This is a genomic window from Erwinia billingiae Eb661 (assembly GCF_000196615.1).
Lineage (GTDB): Bacteria > Pseudomonadota > Gammaproteobacteria > Enterobacterales > Enterobacteriaceae > Erwinia > Erwinia billingiae.
Genome location: NC_014306.1, coordinates 1,038,272 through 1,057,530, shown reverse-complemented (window position 1 = coordinate 1,057,530; position 19,259 = coordinate 1,038,272). Strand labels below are relative to the sequence as shown.

General features: G+C 56.3%; 19 protein-coding genes. 7 read left to right on the top strand and 12 right to left on the bottom strand.

The window, feature by feature from the left end; genetic code table 11:
- Nucleotides 1–7: 7 nt before the first annotated feature.
- Entirely contained in the window at nucleotides 8–1,111 is a 1,104-nt protein-coding gene (gene proB, locus EBC_RS06120; RefSeq protein WP_013200920.1) for a glutamate 5-kinase, read from the bottom strand.
- Between the two features lie 245 nt (nucleotides 1,112–1,356).
- On the opposite strand from proB, the gene ompC reads away from it, so the two are divergent.
- Nucleotides 1,357–2,472, top strand: coding sequence for a porin OmpC (gene ompC, locus EBC_RS06115; protein ID WP_013200919.1), 1,116 nt, complete (start codon nucleotides 1,357–1,359; stop codon nucleotides 2,470–2,472).
- A gap of 122 nt (nucleotides 2,473–2,594) precedes the next feature.
- On the opposite strand, the gene crl is transcribed toward ompC, so the two are convergent.
- From crl to gpt, 3 genes are all read right to left on the bottom strand, one after another.
- Complete coding sequence (crl, locus tag EBC_RS06110; RefSeq protein WP_013200918.1) at nucleotides 2,595–2,996, bottom strand: sigma factor-binding protein Crl; 402 nt, start codon at nucleotides 2,994–2,996, stop codon at nucleotides 2,595–2,597.
- A 110-nt stretch (nucleotides 2,997–3,106) separates the two neighbouring features.
- Nucleotides 3,107–4,357, bottom strand: a complete 1,251-nt coding sequence (gene frsA / locus EBC_RS06105) for an esterase FrsA (protein ID WP_013200917.1) — start codon at nucleotides 4,355–4,357, stop codon at nucleotides 3,107–3,109.
- A 114-nt stretch (nucleotides 4,358–4,471) separates the two neighbouring features.
- Complete coding sequence (gpt, locus tag EBC_RS06100) at nucleotides 4,472–4,930, bottom strand: xanthine phosphoribosyltransferase (RefSeq protein ID WP_013200916.1); 459 nt, start codon at nucleotides 4,928–4,930, stop codon at nucleotides 4,472–4,474.
- Nucleotides 4,931–5,180: 250 nt separating this feature from the next.
- On the opposite strand from gpt, the gene pepD reads away from it, so the two are divergent.
- A complete protein-coding gene (gene pepD, locus EBC_RS06095) occupies nucleotides 5,181–6,641 on the top strand; it encodes a beta-Ala-His dipeptidase (protein ID WP_013200915.1) in 1,461 nt (486 codons plus the stop codon).
- 78 nt (nucleotides 6,642–6,719) lie between these two features.
- Here the strand turns inward: pepD and dinB are convergent, their stop codons facing one another.
- Complete coding sequence (gene dinB / locus EBC_RS06090; protein ID WP_013200914.1) at nucleotides 6,720–7,775, bottom strand: DNA polymerase IV; 1,056 nt, start codon at nucleotides 7,773–7,775, stop codon at nucleotides 6,720–6,722.
- A gap of 241 nt (nucleotides 7,776–8,016) precedes the next feature.
- Between dinB and dpaA the strand changes: the two genes are divergently transcribed.
- Nucleotides 8,017–8,757 (top strand): peptidoglycan meso-diaminopimelic acid protein amidase, encoded by a 741-nt coding sequence (gene dpaA, locus EBC_RS06085; protein WP_013200913.1) that lies wholly within the window; start codon nucleotides 8,017–8,019, stop codon nucleotides 8,755–8,757.
- On the opposite strand, the gene EBC_RS06080 is transcribed toward dpaA, so the two are convergent.
- Together EBC_RS06080 and lpcA are read right to left on the bottom strand one after the other, a co-directional pair.
- Nucleotides 8,728–9,495, bottom strand: a complete 768-nt coding sequence (locus EBC_RS06080; protein WP_013200912.1) for a class II glutamine amidotransferase — start codon at nucleotides 9,493–9,495, stop codon at nucleotides 8,728–8,730. The genes dpaA and EBC_RS06080 overlap by 30 nt on opposite strands.
- Before the next feature lie 43 nt (nucleotides 9,496–9,538).
- On the bottom strand, nucleotides 9,539–10,117 hold the full coding sequence (lpcA, locus tag EBC_RS06075; RefSeq protein ID WP_013200911.1) for a D-sedoheptulose 7-phosphate isomerase: 579 nt from the start codon (nucleotides 10,115–10,117) through the stop codon (nucleotides 9,539–9,541).
- A 215-nt stretch (nucleotides 10,118–10,332) separates the two neighbouring features.
- Here lpcA and fadE point away from each other — a divergent pair, with 215 nt between their 5' ends.
- Nucleotides 10,333–12,801, top strand: coding sequence for an acyl-CoA dehydrogenase FadE (fadE, locus tag EBC_RS06070; protein WP_013200910.1), 2,469 nt, complete (start codon nucleotides 10,333–10,335; stop codon nucleotides 12,799–12,801).
- 92 nt (nucleotides 12,802–12,893) lie between these two features.
- On the opposite strand, the gene mtnK is transcribed toward fadE, so the two are convergent.
- Entirely contained in the window at nucleotides 12,894–14,093 is a 1,200-nt protein-coding gene (gene mtnK, locus EBC_RS06065; RefSeq protein WP_013200909.1) for an S-methyl-5-thioribose kinase, read from the bottom strand.
- Nucleotides 14,094–14,247: 154 nt separating this feature from the next.
- Between mtnK and mtnA the strand changes: the two genes are divergently transcribed.
- The gene (gene mtnA, locus EBC_RS06060; RefSeq protein WP_013200908.1) at nucleotides 14,248–15,282 is read left to right on the top strand and encodes an S-methyl-5-thioribose-1-phosphate isomerase; all 1,035 of its coding nucleotides are present in this window, start codon (nucleotides 14,248–14,250) and stop codon (nucleotides 15,280–15,282) included.
- Nucleotides 15,283–15,334: 52 nt separating this feature from the next.
- On the opposite strand, the gene EBC_RS06055 is transcribed toward mtnA, so the two are convergent.
- Nucleotides 15,335–16,183: an undecaprenyl-diphosphate phosphatase gene (locus EBC_RS06055; protein ID WP_041691917.1), complete on the bottom strand. Its 849-nt coding sequence runs from the start codon at nucleotides 16,181–16,183 to the stop codon at nucleotides 15,335–15,337.
- Between the two features lie 326 nt (nucleotides 16,184–16,509).
- Between EBC_RS06055 and EBC_RS06050 the strand changes: the two genes are divergently transcribed.
- Nucleotides 16,510–16,938, top strand: coding sequence for a type II toxin-antitoxin system RelE/ParE family toxin (locus tag EBC_RS06050; RefSeq protein WP_049789582.1), 429 nt, complete (start codon nucleotides 16,510–16,512; stop codon nucleotides 16,936–16,938).
- Complete coding sequence (locus EBC_RS06045) at nucleotides 16,919–17,230, top strand: helix-turn-helix domain-containing protein (RefSeq protein WP_231853677.1); 312 nt, start codon at nucleotides 16,919–16,921, stop codon at nucleotides 17,228–17,230. Before EBC_RS06050 ends, EBC_RS06045 begins: the two co-directional genes overlap by 20 nt.
- A 65-nt stretch (nucleotides 17,231–17,295) precedes the next feature.
- Here EBC_RS06045 and EBC_RS06040 read toward each other — a convergent pair whose 3' ends face one another.
- The 3 genes from EBC_RS06040 to EBC_RS06030 are packed head-to-tail and all read right to left on the bottom strand — an operon-like array spanning nucleotide 17,296 to nucleotide 19,135.
- Nucleotides 17,296–17,838 (bottom strand): 1,2-dihydroxy-3-keto-5-methylthiopentene dioxygenase, encoded by a 543-nt coding sequence (locus EBC_RS06040; protein ID WP_013200905.1) that lies wholly within the window; start codon nucleotides 17,836–17,838, stop codon nucleotides 17,296–17,298.
- Entirely contained in the window at nucleotides 17,835–18,524 is a 690-nt protein-coding gene (gene mtnC / locus EBC_RS06035; protein WP_013200904.1) for an acireductone synthase, read from the bottom strand. Before mtnC ends, EBC_RS06040 begins: the two co-directional genes overlap by 4 nt.
- Nucleotides 18,521–19,135 (bottom strand): methylthioribulose 1-phosphate dehydratase, encoded by a 615-nt coding sequence (locus EBC_RS06030; protein WP_013200903.1) that lies wholly within the window; start codon nucleotides 19,133–19,135, stop codon nucleotides 18,521–18,523. Before EBC_RS06030 ends, mtnC begins: the two co-directional genes overlap by 4 nt.
- Nucleotides 19,136–19,259: the final 124 nt, after the last annotated feature.

The window sequence follows — 19,259 nt, the reverse complement described above, 5'->3', positions numbered from 1 at the left end:
TTACTCCTTAACTGACGATCATATCGTCGCGGTGAACGGCAACCGGACCATATTCATAACCGAGAATGTCGCTGATCTGCTGGGAATGGTGCCCGGCAATCATCCGCATCGCATCGCTGTTGTAACGGCAGACGCCGTGCGCCACATCGCGCCCTTGCAGGCTGCGAATGCGGATCACTTCGCCACGCGAGAAGTTGCCGCTGACCTCGCGAATGCCTTTCGGCAACAGCGAGCTGCCGCGTTCCAGAATGGCGGAAAGCGCACCGTCATCAACGGTAATTTCACCGGCTGGCGGCGCACCGAAGATCCAGCGTTTACGGTTTTCCAGCGGGGTTTCCAGCGCATGAAAACGCGTGCCGACCGGCTTGCTGTCGATCACGTCAGCAATCACGCCAGCGCGATTGCCGGCCGCAATAATGGTGTCGATGCCCGCGCGGCAGGCCACGTCGGCCGCCTGCAGCTTGGTCGCCATGCCGCCAGTGCCCAGCCCGGAAACGCTGTCGCCGGCTAATGCCCGCAGCGCATCGTCGATCAGATGCACATCGCCAATCAGTTCAGCTTCGGGATTATTGCGCGGATCGGCGGTGAACAAACCCGGCTGATCGGTCAGCAGCAGCAGCTTATCTGCGCCAGCCAGGATCGCCGCCAGCGCCGACAGATTATCGTTATCGCCGACTTTGATTTCAGCGGTGGCCACCGCGTCGTTTTCATTAATCACCGGCACGATATGGTTATCCAGCAACGCGCGCAGGGTGTCACGGGCGTTCAGGAAACGTTCACGATCTTCCAGATCCGCGCGGGTTAATAACATCTGGCCGATATGGATACCGTAAATCGAGAACAGCTGCTCCCACAGTTGAATTAACCGGCTCTGCCCCACCGCAGCGAGCAGCTGCTTTGAGGCGATGGTCGGCGGCAGTTCCGGGTAGCCAAGGTGCTCACGTCCGGCCGCCATGGCGCCCGAGGTGACAATCACAATCCGATGGCCTGCCGCATGTTGCTGCGCGCACTGGCGCACCAATTCGACGATATGTGCCCGGTTCAGCCGACGCGATCCGCCGGTTAATACGCTGGTCCCCAGTTTCACTACCAGGGTCTGGCTGCTGCTCATTATTTCCTGCCGTTACGTAAAAAAAAGCGTGAACTGACTTTTTAACAGGTGTGGTGCTGGAAGCCAACAGGCGGCGGGAGAAAAGGCGGAATTTAGCGTGACAATCAGCTAGTTCAAAAGTTCGCAAATAACAAGAAATGAGTCGAAATGTAATAAAACTTTCATCTCCTCAAGGTAAAACGTTCCTGCCTTCAGAGAAGTCTTAAGGCCACTTGAAAACTTACTCATTCGGGATTGATAGCAAAATGAAGAAAAGCGCACTGGCAATCTTAACCGCCGCACTGGCTCTGTCCACCGCTGCACAAGCCGCAGAAATCTATAATAAAGACGGCAACAAGCTGGATCTGTACGGTAAAATTAAAGGCCTGCACTATTTCAGCGACAACGACGGCAGCAACGGCGATAAGTCCTACATGCGTATGGGCTTCAAAGGTCAGACCCAAATCAACGATCTGATGAGCGGTTACGGCCAGTGGGAATATCAGTTCAACACCAACAACTCTGAAGGGAGCGATGCCAATACCGGTAACAAAACCCGTCTGGGCTTTGCCGGTCTGAAATTTGGCGACTACGGCTCAATCGATTATGGCCGTAACTACGGCGTGCTGTATGACGTGGAAGCCTGGACGGATATGTTCCCGGAATTCGGCGGTGACGGTACGGCGCGTGGTGATAACTATATGACCCAGCGTACCACCGGCGTGGCGACCTACCGCAACTCAAACTTCTTCGGTCTGGTTGATGGCCTGAAGTTCGCCTTACAGTATCAGGGCAAGAACGATGCGGGTTCTTCTAACTCGCGTACTGACGTCAGCAAGCAGAATGGCGACGGCTACGGTCTGTCGGCGGTATATGCGCTGGGCGACAGCGGCGTGAGCCTGAGCGGTGCTTATACCTCTTCAGACCGCACCAACGCACAGCAAGCGCGTGTCTGGGGCCAGGGCGACAAAGCCGATTCCTGGGGCACCGGTCTGAAATATGATGCGAACAGCGTTTACCTGGCCGCCATCTACACCGAAACCCGCAACATGACGCCAATCAGCGGCACGGCCGTGATCAACGGTGCCACCACCGCGGTCGCGGGTGCAGCCAACAAAGCACAGAACATTGAATTGGTGGCACAGTACCAGTTCGATAACGGCCTGCGTCCATCCGTGGGCTACGTGCAGACCAAAGGCAAAGACATCGAAGGACTGGGTGATGTTGACCTGGTGAAATACATCGACGTGGGCGCGACGTACTACTTTAACAAGAACATGAACACCTACGTTGATTACAAAATCAACCAGCTGGACGACGACAACAAACTTGGTCTGAACAACGACGACGTGGTTGCTGTTGGCCTGACGTACCAGTTCTAATCCGTTTTTTTATTCCCCGTAACACGCCACTGCTACGGTTGTTCCACCCTCGTTATGTGTCTAAAACAAAGGCTGGCAATTGCCAGCCTTTTTTAATGCTCAGGTTATGACTTACGCCGGGATCAGGCGGTCAGTTTGACCGGCGCATCCGCAAAGTCTGCAGCGGGTTTCAGCCCCAGCTCCATCTCTTCCAGCAGCGCTTTCAGCCGCACGTGGAAGTTGCGTAAGGTCTCTTCCAGCCGTTCGTTATTCTCTTTCCCTTTCACGGTCGACGGCTTCCAGTTGCCTTCTTTATCGAACAGACCGAAGTGGTACTCGTAGGTGAAGTGATCGCTTTGCGCTTCCAGCTCCATCCACCAGCCCCAGAACTCACGCAGCTCAGGTGAGGGTTTCACATTGACGCAGACCGCCAGACAGTCAAAGAAAAAACGGTCGTCTTCACATTTCGCTTCGCGAATATAAGGCCCCAGCGATCCAAAGCGCTTCATTAAGCGGCTTTTGGGATGCCCACTCGGTAACGTCATCAGTAAACCTCCATCGTTGAGCCTGTTAATTAATCCTCTATGGCGCTTAAACGCGGCAACACAGCGGTTTAAGGCTTAAAGGTTATAGCAAAGGATTGAATTTTAGCAACTCATCGCGTCAGCCGTTTCGCTAACCAGTCGACAATATCACGTAATGCTTTATCAAAGTTGAGCATTGCAGGCGAGAGCGGGATCGGCATCAACTTCCCGTCAGCGGACGAGTTGACGATAAGCCGGGACTCCTCTTCCGGGCTGAACGGGTCGTTTGGCCAGTAGCCGGACAGCATCGGCGTTGGGCATCGACGTCCCAGCAAGCCCTGCATCTTCAGCGAATAGCGATTAAGCTCAACGCGCAGCGCAGAGTCAGACGCGGTGGCCATGCCCAACCGGCTGGCCAGCACGTCCATATACATCTCGGGAACGCTGTCCTGCTTCGCCTGATCGCACAGCAGGCTGTGCACCACCGGCCCCAGGCAGGCCACGGCCCGCAGGCGCGGCGCTTCCAGATAGGCCAGCCTGACGGCGACGTTGGCGCCAAAGCGGTAGCCAAACGCGCCGACGCGCTGATGATCGACCCAGGGCACGTTCTCCAGCTGACGCAGAACATGCTGATGCAGGAAGCTGGCATCCTGCGTCAGCTTCCATTTGGCCGAGAAGCCTACCGACGGCATATCGATGGTCAACATGGCGATGCCGCGCGGCGCCAGGTAGTCGTGGAACAGGCGATAATGGTCGGTTTGCAGCGAGTCGAGGCTGCCGCACAGCAGCACGGTAGGATAAGGCGCGCTGACGCCGGGCGGCATATGCAGGAAGCCAAAGATCGGGCTGCCGCCGGGAATGGCAAATTCCAGCTCCTTCAGTTCACCGGACAGGCGCGGCGTAGCTTCTTCATACGCGCGGTTCGCCAGTACCTGCGCCTGCTCGGCCAGCTCATCGCCTTTCAGATGCGGATAACCGGCAATGCCATACAGATTGGCGGCATGCAGCCAGCACTGGCCGGCCTCCGCATCGGTTTCAGCCTCACCGGCTTTCTTCTGCCACAGCGCCGCCTGTTTCGACCACTCATAAATCCAGTTCCCGCCCCGATAACCGACCACGGTATCCAGCAGCTGGTCGTCGGTGTGCTCAACGCGACTGACGGCGATGCGGGCCAGCACTTCACTGATTTCCTGCGGGGTGATGCCGCGCCACGTCCACAGCAGGCGGTTGATCATCCGATACCAACCGGCATTACTATCCCCTTCCAACGCGGAGTGGATGGGCAGCGGTTTATGGTGATGGAGACGGCGAACTAACGATGACGTTTCAGGATGCTTGAAGCGAGGTTTGAACAGCTCTTCGCTCAGATTTTTAGGTGACATGACGTAACGATCCTCCAGCACGGGGCATGGGATGAGTCTATCCCAGCCTCAGCCCTGACGCTCGTAAAAACGACAACGCCCGGCATAACCGGGCGTTGCTTTGACGTGCGTCAATCAGCCTTTAACAATTGGCGGCAGATAGACCACGCCCATGTCCCACGGCTGCTCAATCCAGGTGTTCTGCGGGATATCGACCACATAGTCGTCCACCAGCGGGCGACCGGCTGGCTTAGCGAAAATGGTGACGAAGTGCGCTTTTGGATACATATCACGGATGGCCTGAGCGGTGCCGCCAGTATCTACCAGATCGTCAATGACGATAAAGCCTTCACCATCGCCTTCTGCACGCTTCAGCACGGTCATTTCGCGCTGGTTGTCGTGATCGTAGCTGGAGATGCACACGGTATCGACGTAGCGGATGCACAGCTCACGAGCCAGCAAAGAGGCGGGAACCAGACCACCGCGGCTGACCGCGATAATGCCTTTCCACTGTTCAACAGGAAGCAGGCGCTGGGCCAGTTTACGGGCATGAATTTGCAGCATGTCCCAGGTGACGACGTATTTTTCACTCATAAAGGAGTCCCGACCAATGGTGTTGGCTTAAAAATGTACAATGGGAGAGGTTGCGCGGAATTATAGTGATCTGAGCCGCTAAAAACCAGCGCCGTGACCCTTTTTTCCTTCCGCGAAGTAAGCACGGCTGCGGAAACGATGATATTCTTTGCCCATCGCGTCAGAGCATCTGACGGGAGTCATCCACTCGCTAAACATCCTCGCCATCCGCAGCCCAGCTGGCCGATGGTGATGACACAGGAGATTTGTCGTGTCTGAATTATCTCAACTTTCCCCCCAGCCGTTGTGGGATATTTTTGCCAAAATCTGCTCGATTCCGCACCCGTCTTATCACGAAGAAGCACTGGCAGAACACATTCTGTCGTGGGCGAAAGAGCAAGGTTTAACGACCGACCGCGATGCAGTGGGTAACATTCTGATCCGCAAGCCTGCCACTGCCGGTCTGGAAAATCTGAAGCCGGTGGCTCTGCAGGCGCACCTCGATATGGTGCCGCAGAAAAATAACGACACCGTGCATGACTTCACGAAAGATCCGATTCAGCCATGGATTGACGGCGAATGGGTAAAAGCGCGCGGTACTACGCTGGGCGCGGATAACGGCATTGGCATGGCGTCCGCGCTGGCGGTGCTGGCCGACGCGAGCGTTGAGCACGGTCCGCTGGAAGTGCTGCTGACCATGACCGAAGAGACCGGCATGGTCGGCGCCTTTGGTCTTCAGCCGAACTGGCTGCAGGCCGATATCCTGATCAACACCGACTCCGAAGAAGAAGGTGAGATCTATATGGGTTGCGCCGGTGGCATTGATTTCACCTCGACGCTGGCCATCAGCCGTGAAGCCGTTCCGGCAGGTTACGAGCCGCTGAAGCTGACCCTGAAAGGCCTGAAAGGCGGCCACTCTGGCTGTGATATTCACGTCGGTCTGGGTAACGCTAACAAACTGCTGTCCCGCTTCCTGTTCGCGCACGCTAAGGCGCTGGATCTGCGTCTGGTGGACTTCACCGGCGGCACGCTACGCAACGCCATCCCGCGTGAAGCGGTGGCCACGCTGGCCGTTCCGGCAGACAACGTCGACGCGCTGAAAAGCCTGGCACTGAGCTACCTGGAAACGCTTAAGTCCGAGCTGAGCCTGAAAGAGAAGAACATCAACATCGTGGTTGAGAACGTGGCGGCTGGCGACCAGGCGCTGACGGCGGCAAGCCGCGATACCTTTATTGCCCTGATGAACAGCACGCCAAACGGCGTGATCCGTAATTCAGACGTGATGAAAGGCGTGGTCGAAACCTCGCTGAACCTTGGCGTGGTGTCGTTGAAAGACGATGAAGCGAAGATCAACTGCCTGATCCGTTCGCTGATCGACAGCGGTAAAGACTACGTGGTGGAAATGCTGACCGCGTTGGGCGAGCTGGCGGGCGCGAAAACCGTGGCCAAAGGCAATTACCCTGGCTGGCAGCCGGACGCGTCCTCGCCGGTGATGGCGCTGGTTGGTGAGACCTATAAAAAGCTGTTTGGCAAAACGCCGAACATCCAGGTGATCCACGCGGGTCTGGAATGTGGTCTGTTTAAGAAGCCGTATCCGGACATGGATATGGTGTCTATCGGACCGACCATTACCGGCCCACACTCACCGGATGAGCAAGTGCATATCGAAAGCGTTGGCCTGTACTGGAAACTGCTGACCGCGCTGCTGAAGGCGATCCCGGCCAAGTCATAAGCCGGCTGACGGGCGGAAGAGATTCCGCCCGTTTTCTTTCATCCCCCGGCAACCTCTGTCGATCACAACTCCGCCGTCTTACAGCCCCAGCAATAACTGCCTTTCCAGCTGCGGATTCAGCAGCGTAACGTGCAATCCGACCAGCCTGACGCCTCTTCCGCCGCGCCGCTCTTCCCAGGTTTTGCGCGCCACCTCGATCAAATCCGCCTTATTCAGCATCGGCCAGATGTGCTCCTGAGTGGTTTGCTGGAAATCCGAGAACTTCAGCTTCACGCCCTGACGCGCAATCTGCCGGTCGGGTTTGATTTTGATCAGCCGACGCTCCAGCTCGTCATACAGGAAATCGATGATCTCCAGGCAGGCTTCCCAGCTGTGAATATCTTCCGACAGCGTGCGTTCCACGCCGAGTGATTTGCGTAAGCGTTCGGTCACCACTTCCCGCTCGTCGATGCCGTTACTGCGTTCCCAGATCACCCGGCCAAACTTGCCAAAGCGTTTTAACAGCGCGGAGAGATCGGTGCTCTGCACGTCGGCGCAAGTTTGCAGCCCCATTTCCTCCAGCTTTTTGGCGGTGACTTTACCGACGCCGGGAATTTTCGCCAGCGGCAGCGTCAGCAGAAACTGCGGTAGCGAGTCGGGCGTAATCACATATTGCCCGTCAGGCTTGTTTAAATCGGAGGCGATTTTGGCGGCGAACTTGATCGGCGCAATGCCGGCGGAAGCGGTGAGATTGAGTTCGCGGGCGATGGTCTGGCGGATGTCGCGCGCCATCAGCGTGGCAGAGCCGTGACAGTGCGGGCTGTCGGTGACGTCGAGATAGGCTTCGTCCAGCGACAGCGGTTCAATCAGCGAGGTGTAGCGCGAGAAGATTTCACGAATATGCTGGCTGGCTTCTTTATAGGCTTCGAAGCGGCCAGGGATCACTTTCAGATGCGGGCAGAGCTTCAGCGCCATCGCGGTGGACATGGCGCTGTGCACACCAAACTTCCGCGCCGGGTAGTTGGCCGTGCTGATAACCCCGCGCTTCAGATGGCTGCCGCCAATGGCGATCGGGATATCACGCAGGCTGGGATCGTCGCGCATTTCTACCGCCGCGAAAAAGCAGTCCATATCAACGTGAATGATCTTACGCATATCCCCCCCAGATGCACTGGATAAGTATACAGTTAATCAGCCGGGTTTCAATATGCCGTTCGCCCGGTAAAGCGCAGCGGCATAGGCTTCGGACAATTTTTTCTTTCTCAATTTGTTCACTGGCGACTTGATAAAAAAATAGACAATGCTAATGTGACGCAGCGATAGCGGATTTCTCCGATATTGCAAGTGACACTGCCCTCGGGCATAGCATCCAACCCTCTTTTTCAAGGGAACCAGAATGGGCAAAATCGCACTGCTGTTTGCGATGATTTTTCTGCCAGCCGTCGTCTTCGCCAGCGTACCAACGTCCCCGGTACTTCCGCTCGCGCCGGTAAGCAAAGAGTTAAAGAAACAATTACTCGGCACCCCCGTGTATATCCAGATTTTCAAAGAAGAACGTACGCTGGAACTGTATGGCAAAATCGGTAACGACTACCGCTTGCTGGACAGCTACCGCATCTGTAACTTTTCGGGCGGTTTAGGCCCAAAACGTCGTCAGGGCGATTTTAAAAGTCCGGAAGGATTTTACAGCGTGGGACTTTCCCAGCTGAAGCCTGACAGCCGGTTCTACCGCGCCATTAACGTCGGCTTCCCCAACGAATACGATCGCCAGCAGGGTTATGAAGGGAAATACCTGATGATCCACGGCAGCTGCGTGTCGATTGGCTGCTATGCGATGACCGATGCCAACATTGCCGATATCTATCAGTTTGTTGATGCGGCGCTGCGTAACGGCCAGCCGCGAGTGGAAGTGAGCATTTACCCGTTCCGCATGACCGACAGCAATCTGCAGCGTCATCGCAATTCGGTTTATTACAGCTTCTGGAAACAGCTGCAGCCTGGCTATGCACAATTTGTGCAAAACCGCCTGCCGCCGTCAGTGAGTGTTAATGAAGGTCATTACGTGCTGAACCAGCCAGGTTCCCTGATCAGCGCGCCGGTTTCCGGATCAGCGCTCGCGCTCACCGAGGCAAAATAACGCCCAGTCACCTGGTTCAATCTTGTTCCAGGTTTCATTCCCCGTCAGGGGCTGAGTGGCGATCACCGTGACCACGTCGTTCGGCGTGGTCTGCTTTTGAAAATCAATCTCGACATCCTGATCCAGCAACGTGGCTTTGCCAAACGGTGCCCGTCGGGTGATCCAGAAAAGATTGGTCGAACAAAACGCCATTAAATACCGCCCGTCCGACAGCAGCATATTAAACACGCCCTTCTCACGCAGCTCCGCCGCCAGTTCAGCAATATAACGGAATACCGCCGGCCAGTTCCCGGGCGTACGCGGATAACGGGTGGTCAGCTTATGCAGCAGCCAGCAAAATGCCTGCTCGCTGTCCGTTTCACCGATCGGCCTGAACGGCCCGGTATCCATCCCTTTATAGCCTTTCAGCTGCCCGTTGTGCGCATAGGTCCAGTTGCGGCCCCACAGTTCACGGGTGAACGGATGGGTATTTTCCAGCGACACTTCGCCCCGGTTGGCCTGGCGGATATGCGCCACCACCGAACGGGACTTGATCGGGTATTCCTGCACCAGCCGCGCGATAGGCGAATTAAAGCTGGGCTCGGGATCTTTAAAGGTGCGGCAGCCTTTTCCCTCGTAAAAGGTAATGCCCCAGCCATCTTTGTGCGGACCCGTTCCCCCGCCGCGCTGCACCAGCCCGGTAAAGCTAAAACAGATATCCGTCGGAACATTCGCGCTCATCCCGAGCAATTCGCACATAGAAAATCCTCACGTAGCGGCCAGCCGCAGCTGGCCAGAAAAACTACTCGGCCATCTCTTTTTCAATCAGCAGGATCAGGATGTGGATCACTTTGATGTGGATTTCCTGAATGCGGTCGGCGTAACCAAAGTGCGGTACACGGATTTCCACATCGGCCATGCCGTCCATCTTGCCGCCATCTTTGCCGGTCAGGGTGATCACCTTCATGCCCTGAGCGCGAGCGGCTTCAACCGCTTTGATCACGTTGGCGGAGTTGCCGGAGGTGGAGATTCCGAACAGCACATCACCGGATTTACCGACCGCTTCAAGGTAACGCGAGAAGACGAAATCATAGCCAAAATCGTTGCTGACGCAGGACAGGTGGCTGACATCAGAGATAGCAATGGCCGGATAGCCTGGACGGTTCTCACGGTAGCGCCCGGTCAGCTCTTCAGCGAAGTGCATGGCGTCACAATGGGAGCCGCCGTTGCCGCAGGAAAGCACTTTGCCACCGGCTTTGAAGGCGTCTGCCAGCAGCACCGCAGCGCGCTGGATAGCGTGAATATTGGCATCGTCACTGAGGAATTTATTGAGCGTTTCCGCTGCTTCGTTGAGCTCGGCGCGAATGATGTCCTGATACATAGGGAAAGTCCTTTAGAGGTGAGGTCGCCATCAGTTTACCAAGTTGGGAGAGGGGCGAAAAGCGCCCTGCACCTCAAGCTTGGGCTTTGACTTTTGGTGCGGCCGGTTTGTGAGCCAGGTTGTAATTATTATGTAAACAGATTGCTAACGCACAGCTTCTCCATTAAACCTGTATTCAACAGGTCAGACCTCTTACAACTTACGGAGCGTTAGTTATGATGGTTCTCAGTATCGTGGCCACGATCGTGTTGATCGGCGCACTCTTTTATCACCGCGTTAACCTGCTGCTGAGCAGTGCGATCATGCTCGCCTGGACAGCTGCGTGGTCATTCGCGCATCTCTGGACGCCGTGGCTGTTGATCCCGCTGGCGATTATTCTGCTGCCGTTCAACCTTTTGCCACTGCGTCGGGCGATGTTCTCTAAATCCATGCTGCGCACCTTCCAGAAGGTGATGCCACCGATGTCGCGCACCGAAAAAGAAGCGATTGAGGCCGGCACCACCTGGTGGGAAGGCGATCTTTTCCGCGGGACGCCGGACTGGCAGAAACTGCACAACTACCCGCAGCCACGGCTGAGCGAAGAGGAACAGGCGTTCCTCGAAGGCCCGGTTGAGGAAGCCTGCCGGATGGCCAATGATTTCCAGATCACCCATGAAATGGCCGATCTGCCGCCGGAGCTGTGGGCCTATCTGAAAGAGCACCGCTTCTTTGCGATGATCATTAAGAAAGAGTACGGCGGGCTGGCCTTCTCGGCTTACGCTCAGGCGCGGGTGTTGCAGAAACTGGCTGGCGTCTCCGGGATCCTGGCGATCACCGTTGGCGTGCCGAACTCACTCGGCCCCGGCGAACTGTTGCAGCATTACGGCACCGATGAGCAAAAAGATCATTATCTGCCGCGCCTGGCGCGCGGTGACGAAATCCCGTGCTTTGCCCTGACCAGCCCGGAAGCGGGTTCGGATGCAGGTGCTATTCCGGATACGGGCGTGGTGTGCATGGGCAACTGGCAGGGTCAGCAGGTGCTGGGCATGCGCTTAACCTGGAATAAACGCTACATCACTCTCGCGCCGGTCGCTACCGTGCTGGGCCTGGCCTTTAAGCTGTCGGATCCTGAGCATCTGCTGGGTCAGACCGAAGAGCTGGGCATCACCTGTGCGCTGATCCCAACCGATACCGCCGGCGTGGAAATCGGTACCCGCCACTTCCCGCTTAACGTGCCGTTCCAGAACGGGCCGACGCGCGGTAACGATATCTTTGTGCCGATTGATTACATCATTGGCGGGCCAAAAATGGCCGGTCAGGGCTGGCGGATGCTGGTGGAATGTCTGTCCGTAGGACGCGGCATCACCCTGCCATCCAACTCCACCGGCAGCCTGAAAAGTATTGCGCTGGCGATTGGCGCCTATGCGCATATCCGTCGTCAGTTCCGCCTGCCAATCGGCAAGATGGAAGGGATTGAAGAGCCATTAGCGCGCATTGCCGGCAATGCCTACGTGATGGATGCCGCCGCCACGCTGATCACCTCCGGCATTATGCTCGGTGAAAAACCGGCGGTGCTGTCCGCCATCGTCAAATATCACTGTACCCACCGTGGGCAGCGCGCCATTGTCGATGCGATGGATATCGCCGGCGGTAAGGGCATTATGTTAGGTAAAAGCAACTTCCTGGCGCGGGCTTATCAGGGCGCGCCGATTGCCATTACCGTCGAAGGGGCCAACATCCTTACCCGCAGCATGATCATCTTTGGTCAGGGCGCGATCCGTTGTCATCCTTATGTGCTGGAAGAGATGGCCGCCGCACAAAGCAACGACGTGGTGAAGTTTGATAAAGCCCTGTTCAGCCATGTTGGTCACGTGGGCAGCAACCAGATGCGCAGCCTGTGGCTGGGTCTGACCGGCGGACGCACCAGCGTCTCGCCAACCCGCGATGCCACGCGCCGTTACTATCAGCATCTGAATCGCCTGAGCGCCAATATGGCCCTGCTGTCGGACATTTCGATGTCGGTGCTGGGCGGCAGCCTGAAACGTCGCGAGCGCATTTCGGCCCGTCTGGGCGATGTGTTAAGCCAGCTGTACCTGGCCTCGGCGGCGTTGAAGCGTTATGAAGATGAAGGCCGTAACGAAGCCGATCTGCCGCTGGTGCATTGGGGCGTTCAGGATGCGTTGAATCAGGCGGAAATCGCCATTGACGATCTGCTGCGTAACTTCCCTAATCGTCTGGTGGCGGGTGTGTTACGCCTGACCGTGTTCCCGCTGGGCCGTCACTGCCGTGCGCCTTCAGACCGTCTGGATCATCAGCTGGCGCGTATTCTGCAAATTCCATCAGCCACCCGCACCCGTCTGGGCCGTGGCATGTACCTGAAGCCGACCGAGCATAACCCTGCCGGTCAGCTTGAAGAGGCGCTGGCCGATGTGATGGCCGCCGAAACCATCCACGATCGCCTGTGTAAACAGCAGAAGAAACACCTGCCGTTTACCCGTCTGGATGAGCTGGCGAAGCAAGGCTTGCAGGAGAAATGGCTGAGCGAGGAGGAAGCGAGCGTGCTGATCCGTGCGGAAGCCAGCCGTCTGCGCTCCATCAACGTTGATGAGTTTGAACCTGAAGCGTTGGCGACCCAGCCGGTAAAAAAGGCGCTGCCGGTGGTGCAGGCTGAGCCACAGCAACCGCGCAAAACCGAAGCGGCCTGACCGCTAACATAATAAAAAAGGCCGGAAACTTTCCGGCCTTTTTTGATCCTGTCATTCTGTGGATATCATGACGACAGGGGGAATCCTCTGGCTCAGCCGTTCTGACGCACGCGGGCAATCAGCGCATCGCTGTCGGCGATATGATCGGCCGCCAGGATCAGTGTCCGGCCCAGCGTGATGCACTGGCGAACGCACTCAACGCGCATGGTGTCGTCTTTGATGGTTTTAATGTCGGCGATCTGCGAAATGCCCACGGTACGGCGGATCATTTCCACGCCACAGAAGCCCAGCGTATCCCGCCAGATTTTCTGCAAAAACGCCGCCGCATAGCCCGGATAAGCCAGCGCGCGATCGGTGGTTTTTTCCGCCGCCAGCGCGAGGAATCCTTCGGCAAAACTTTTCCACGCGGCACTGACGTCACGCAGACGCTTTTCGCGCACGTCTGCCGCTTCACGCGGTGCCAGCAGCCCCGGCAAGGCGCAGTAGTTCAACAACAGGTTGCCGAGCGCGCTGCCGACATCAAAGCCAATCGGACCGTAATAACCAAACTCCGCATCAATGACTTTCAGGCTGCCTTCGGCGACAAAAATTGACCCGCTGTGCACGTCACCATGCAGCAAGGCTTCAGCGTTCGACAGGAAGCGATGCTTCAGTGCCGCCACTTTCAGACGCAGCTCGTCGTCGGTCCGCAAGGAGGCGACCAACGGCTCAAGTGCCGGGGCATAGGCGTTACGCTCGTGAATTTCGTAAGGCTCATCGAAGAACAGGTCTTCGGTCATCTGGCACAGTTCAGGGTTAGTGAAGCGGATGACATCGGCTTTTTTCTGATGAGGATGCTGATGGAAATCAGAGGTATGGAACAGGGTCTGCGCCAGATATTCCCCGAGCTGCGAGGCGGCCTGAGGATAGTCCACGCCTTTAACCTGCTCACCGCGCCAGATGGCATGGCTGGAGAGATCTTCCATCACCATCACCGCCAGCACCGGATCGTAATGCAGGATTTTTACCGTATGCGCCGGGCAGAATGTGCCGTGCACCTTCAGCACTTCGGCTTCAATACGCGCACGGTCTAAGGTCAGCGGCCAGGACTCGCCGACGCAACGCACATACGGCAACGCCTGCTTGACGATCACCCGGCTGACGCCTTCGCTGTCGAAGATTTTAAAGACGAGGTTCAGGTTACCATCACCGATTTCCTGTGACTCCACCAGACTCTCTGGATTTTCAACGCCGCCGAACTGGCGGGCATAGTCCACGGCATCCGCTGCAGTGAAGGTACGGTATTGCGACATTAACTCATCCTCATCAAAACGTTCCAGTCTGCCCATCGCGTATCGTGCGAGCCTTTTTCGCGCAAATTTGTTGCGCAAGCCGTTCAGACGTCTATACATCCGTTCCGCATGTTGGCACAATATGCCCTGATTACGCAACCAGGATTTAACCTTCATGCAGACACTGAGCACAACCAGCTTACAAGTTCGTGATAACCAGCTTTGGATCCTCGATCAGCAGGCGCTACCGCAGAAAAAAATCTGGTGCCCAACGCCAGACGTCGCTGAACTGGTTGGTCACATTAAAGCGTTGAGAGTGCGCGGTGCGCCGCTGATTGGCCTCTCCGCCAGCCTGCTGCTGGCCCTGTTAGCTGAAAACGGGCTGAGCAAAACCGAACTGGCCGAGGCGCTGGAGGTGTTGCGCGCATCACGGCCAACCGCCGTCAACCTGATGAACAATCTGGACCGCATGAAGCAGGCGTTAGCGCAGGAGAATTTTGTGACCGCGCTGACCTTTGAAGCCCTGCGCCTGGTGGAAGAAGACAAAGCCTTGTGTGACAACATTGCCACCGCTGGCGCGAAGTTGATTACGCCGGGCAGTCGCCTGCTGACCCACTGTAATACCGGTGGTCTGGCAACCGCAGGCGTGGGCACCGCGCTGGGGGTGATTTCGCGCGGCTGGCAGGAAGGCAACGTGGCGAACGTCTGGGTCGATGAAACCCGTCCGTTGTTGCAGGGCGGACGCCTGACCGCCTGGGAGCTGGGTGAGCTGGGCGTGCCGTACCGCCTGATTTGCGACAGCATGGCGGCCAGCCTGATGGCGCAGAAACAGGTTGATGCGATTTGGGTGGGTGCAGACCGCATTGCCGCCAATGGCGATGTGGCGAATAAAATCGGCACTTACAGCCTGGCGGTACTGGCGAACTATCACGGCATCCCGTTCTATGTTGCCGCGCCACATACCACGCTTGATCCCGCCTGCCCGGATGGCAGCGCAATTCCTATCGAGCAGCGCGCGGCCAGTGAAGTGACCGGCGTTGCGGGCAGTTTTGGTGACGTGCAGTGGGCACCGGAAGATGCGCAGGTTTACAACCCGGCATTCGATGTGACGCCTGCGGCGTTGATCAGCGGTTGGGTGCTGGATACGGGTGTGGTCACGCCTGCACAGGTTGAGGCGGGCATTTTCCAGCCTTCCCGCCCGACCGCGTAACATTGCCCCTTTGCCATCCGCTGCTGGCAAAGGGGATTTCTGTGCGTGGCGATTAGCCAAACACCCCCACCACCACGGCGGCCAACAGGCAGTAGCCGCCAAACAGGTGCCATCTGCCGTGTTCAAGCCAGCGTGAAAGCCAACGCAGCGCCAGCAAACCGGACAGGAAGCTGAACACCATCCCCACCAGCGACGGCACCAGGATCCCGCTCATCGCCCCATGACCACCGGCAGCAGCGGCCTGCCCACCGTGCTGATAGACCCTGACCACTTCCTTAATAATCACCGGCGGCGTTAACGCTACCGCCAGCGCAAAGCTGAACTCTTCCGCCCGTTTGCGGGACACGCCAGACGCCATCCCGGCCGAAATCGTCGCACCGGAACGCGAAAAACCGCGAAACGGCAGGCAGAGTCCCTGAACAATGCCGACGATCATCGCACTCTTTGGGCTCAGCTCGCCGTCTTTATTCTCTTTCTGTCTGGACGAATAGAGGATCAACAGCCCCGCCGCCGCCAGTCCTCCCGCAATCAGTTTGGTATTACTGAACAGCTGTTCGATTTCAAAGTGCGGCGCATTTTTGGCATACAGCGCGGTAATCACTTTTAATAACAGCAGCCCGACAATGCCGGTACACAGGCTGGCTAAAAATATCAGCAGCATATTCTTTTTAAATGCCCGAACTGAGCTGAAATAGGTTTCTACCCAACTCTTCCAGAAATAAACAATCACCGCAAACATGGTTCCGGCGTGAAGCATCACCAGGAGCAACGTCATATCCGGGGCGGAAGGATCCAGCCCCAATAACTTCTCGGTCATGATCACGTGAGCCGAGCTGGAGACCGGCAGCAGTTCTGCCAGCCCCTGCACGACGGCCAGCAGCAGTACATGGAATAAGCTCAAGACATTCTCCCTCTGTGAAATAAAGATGACGTTTTCATGGCAGGCAAATGCCCACAAAAAATAAACAACGACCCTTAAATTATCACAGCGGTTTTTTTCTGCTCCTGAGCTAAATCTTATTCACCCGGCACGTTTAACTCCCGGCTAGGTTGGCGGCCCGAATTAAGAAACGACCTGGGCGAAGTCCCCGGATGAGTGAATGTCGCATCCGAACATGCCTGACCCCGAAGGGAAGGCATTGAGATCGGCCGTACTCAGTACTATAGTACTGGGTACGGCAATTAGCAGTTCACGGACACTCTGTCGAATGAACATGGAAGCTTAGAATGACCGTTTATGTGACGAAGATTTTTGAAAGGAATCTCAAAAAGGAAGGCATCGATGATGCCAGGCTTTGCATAGCAGCACAGGAAATCATATCCGGTCTTTACGACGCCGATCTTGGGGGTAACGTGTTTAAAAAACGCCTCCCTTTGGCCGCAGGAAAAAGCGGCGGAGCGCGAACAGTTGTCGCTTATAAATCAGGTAAGCACCTTTTTTTTGTGAACGGATGGACAAAAAAGGGCCTTCCAAAAGGTGGCCAGAAAGAGATATCTGATGCGGAATTACAAGGCTATCGTGATGCTGCAACAGAGATGCTGGCCATGACTGATAAAAATCTCGAAGACGCTGTAAAAAGTAAAATATTCCGTGAGGTAAAATGTGATGGTAAACCATCTGAAGGATCTGCAGGAATTGGCTCACAGCCTCAATAAAGTGGGCGCGTTTTCAGATGACGCGGTAAAGCGTGCCGATGCCCGTGCCAGGGCCCAGGAATTGCGCGGGAAGATGTGGAAAGTACAGGCGATGACCGGCGCGGACATTAAAGAAATGCGGGATCGTCTTGGCCTGAGCCAGGCTTTTCTGGCAGAGATTGTGAATATGTCTGTTGAGAGTGTATCTAAGTGGGAGCGTGGCGAGAAAAAACCAAATGGCGCAGCTCTGCGGACACTCAACACGCTGGATCGCAATGGGCTTTCTGCCTTCGCTGAACAGGCTGATAAATAGTAAGCCCCTGAACGGGGCTCAGGAGGCGAAAACCGCTTTCGCCCCTTTTCTTTACCTACCGTGAGTTAAGGCAGACGCGGATAGGCATCCGCGATGGTGTCGCCGGTGAAATTGGCGATCCACCCTTCCTGATTATCGAAAATACGGATGGCGGTGAAATGCGGGGATGACCCCATATCAAACCAGTGCGGCGTGCCGGCGGGCACGGAAATCAGATCGTTCTTCTCGCAAAGGATCTGATAAATGTGCCCATCCAGATGCAGACAGAACAAGCCCGCGCCTTCAACAAAGAAACGCACTTCATCTTCGCCATGCGTATGCTCGGACAGAAACTTGCCGCGCAGAACCTCTTTCTGTGGATTGTCGGCACGCATGCTGATCACGTCCCAGCTCTGATAGCCCTTTTCAGCCACCAGCTTGTCGATGGCGTGTTGATAGGCGTTAATCACCGTTTCCGCTGCCGGGTTTTCGCCCAGATCGCGGTCGGCTTCCCAGCGCTCGAAACGCACGTCTTTAGCGTTCAGCCGCTGGCGGATCTCTTCAGCATCGGTGCTGTGCCACACGGGGGTGGTCGCTTCGCTGTCAGTAAAAATAGTCAGTGCACTCATGAGGAAAACAGCTCCAGGTTGATCTGATCAAAACGGTTTACCTGACGATGGCGGCTTTCGGCATCCGCTTCGCCGCGTAGTAACTGCACGGTGTTCCAGCCCGCGTCCTGTGCGGCATCCAGCTCCTGGTGTATATCGGACAAAAACAGCAGCTCATGCGCTGGCAGGCCAATCTCTGCCGCGATATTGCGGTAAGACTGCACGTCACGCTTGGCGCCAACATGGGTATCAAAATAGCCGCTGAATAAGCTAGTGATATCACCCTCATCGCTGTAGCCAAATAATAATTTCTGCGCGGCAACCGAGCCTGAGGAATAAATATAGAGATCAACGTCTTGCTGCTTCCATTTTTCCAGGGCGGGCAATACGTCCGGGTACAGGTGGCCAGTGAAGCTGCCGCTGACGTAGCCATCGTGCCAGACCATGCCCTGGAGGGCCTTCAACGCCGTGGACTTCCGGTCTTCATCCATAAAGCCAAACAGCGCGGCGATCAGTTCATCGACCGTGGCCTGCGGCTGAGCCAGTTCGGCACGCAGATCGGTTAAGGCTTGCGCCACGTCTTCGCGGTGCTGGAACGCGGTGATAAATGCCGGCAGATTCTCGCGGGCATAGGGGAACAAGACGTTATGAACAAAGCGAATATCGCTGGTCGTTCCTTCAATATCGGTGATAATCGCGCGGATCATTTGGCCTCCAGCACACGACGTTGTAATTCACACTGGAACAGGAATTCCAGACCTTCAAGATGGCGACGTGCTTCATTGACATCCTTTCCCCAGCAGGTCAGCCCGTGGCCACGCAGTAAAAAGCCGTAACGCAGCGGCGTCTGTTCGGCAAACTGCGCAATCCGCACCGCCAGAGCATCAATATCCTGATCGTTATCGAACAGCGCAATCGGCACGGCATCAAGGTGCGAGGTCTGCCCGGCGAGGGTTTTCTGCATTTCATAGCCCTGCAACACTAATGCGGTGCCCTTCTCAACCCGGGAAAGTACCGTGGCGTTGACGGTATGGGTATGCAGCACGGCGCCGGCCTCAGGAAACAGGCGATAGATTAAGGTATGAAGCCCGGTTTCCGCCGACGGTTTACGCCCTGATGGCACCTGATTGCTGGCGATATCCACCTGGATAAAGTCGTCACGCGTCAACGCGCCTTTATCTTTGCCCGATTCACTCAGCAGGCAGTATTCACGGTCCTGACGCACCGACATATTGCCGCCGGTTGCCGGTGCCCACCCTTTTGCACCGATCCAGTGGCAGGCTGCCACCAACTGATCCAACTGCGGGGTTATGCTCATACCTTTCCTTATAGAGCCGGTTATTTTCCGGCCTTTTAGTGGCATTTAGACGTCTAAGCGTCTCGATTGCCAAATAGTAGCATCGACGCTATAGTGGCAGCAACACAGGGTTAACACATCATAA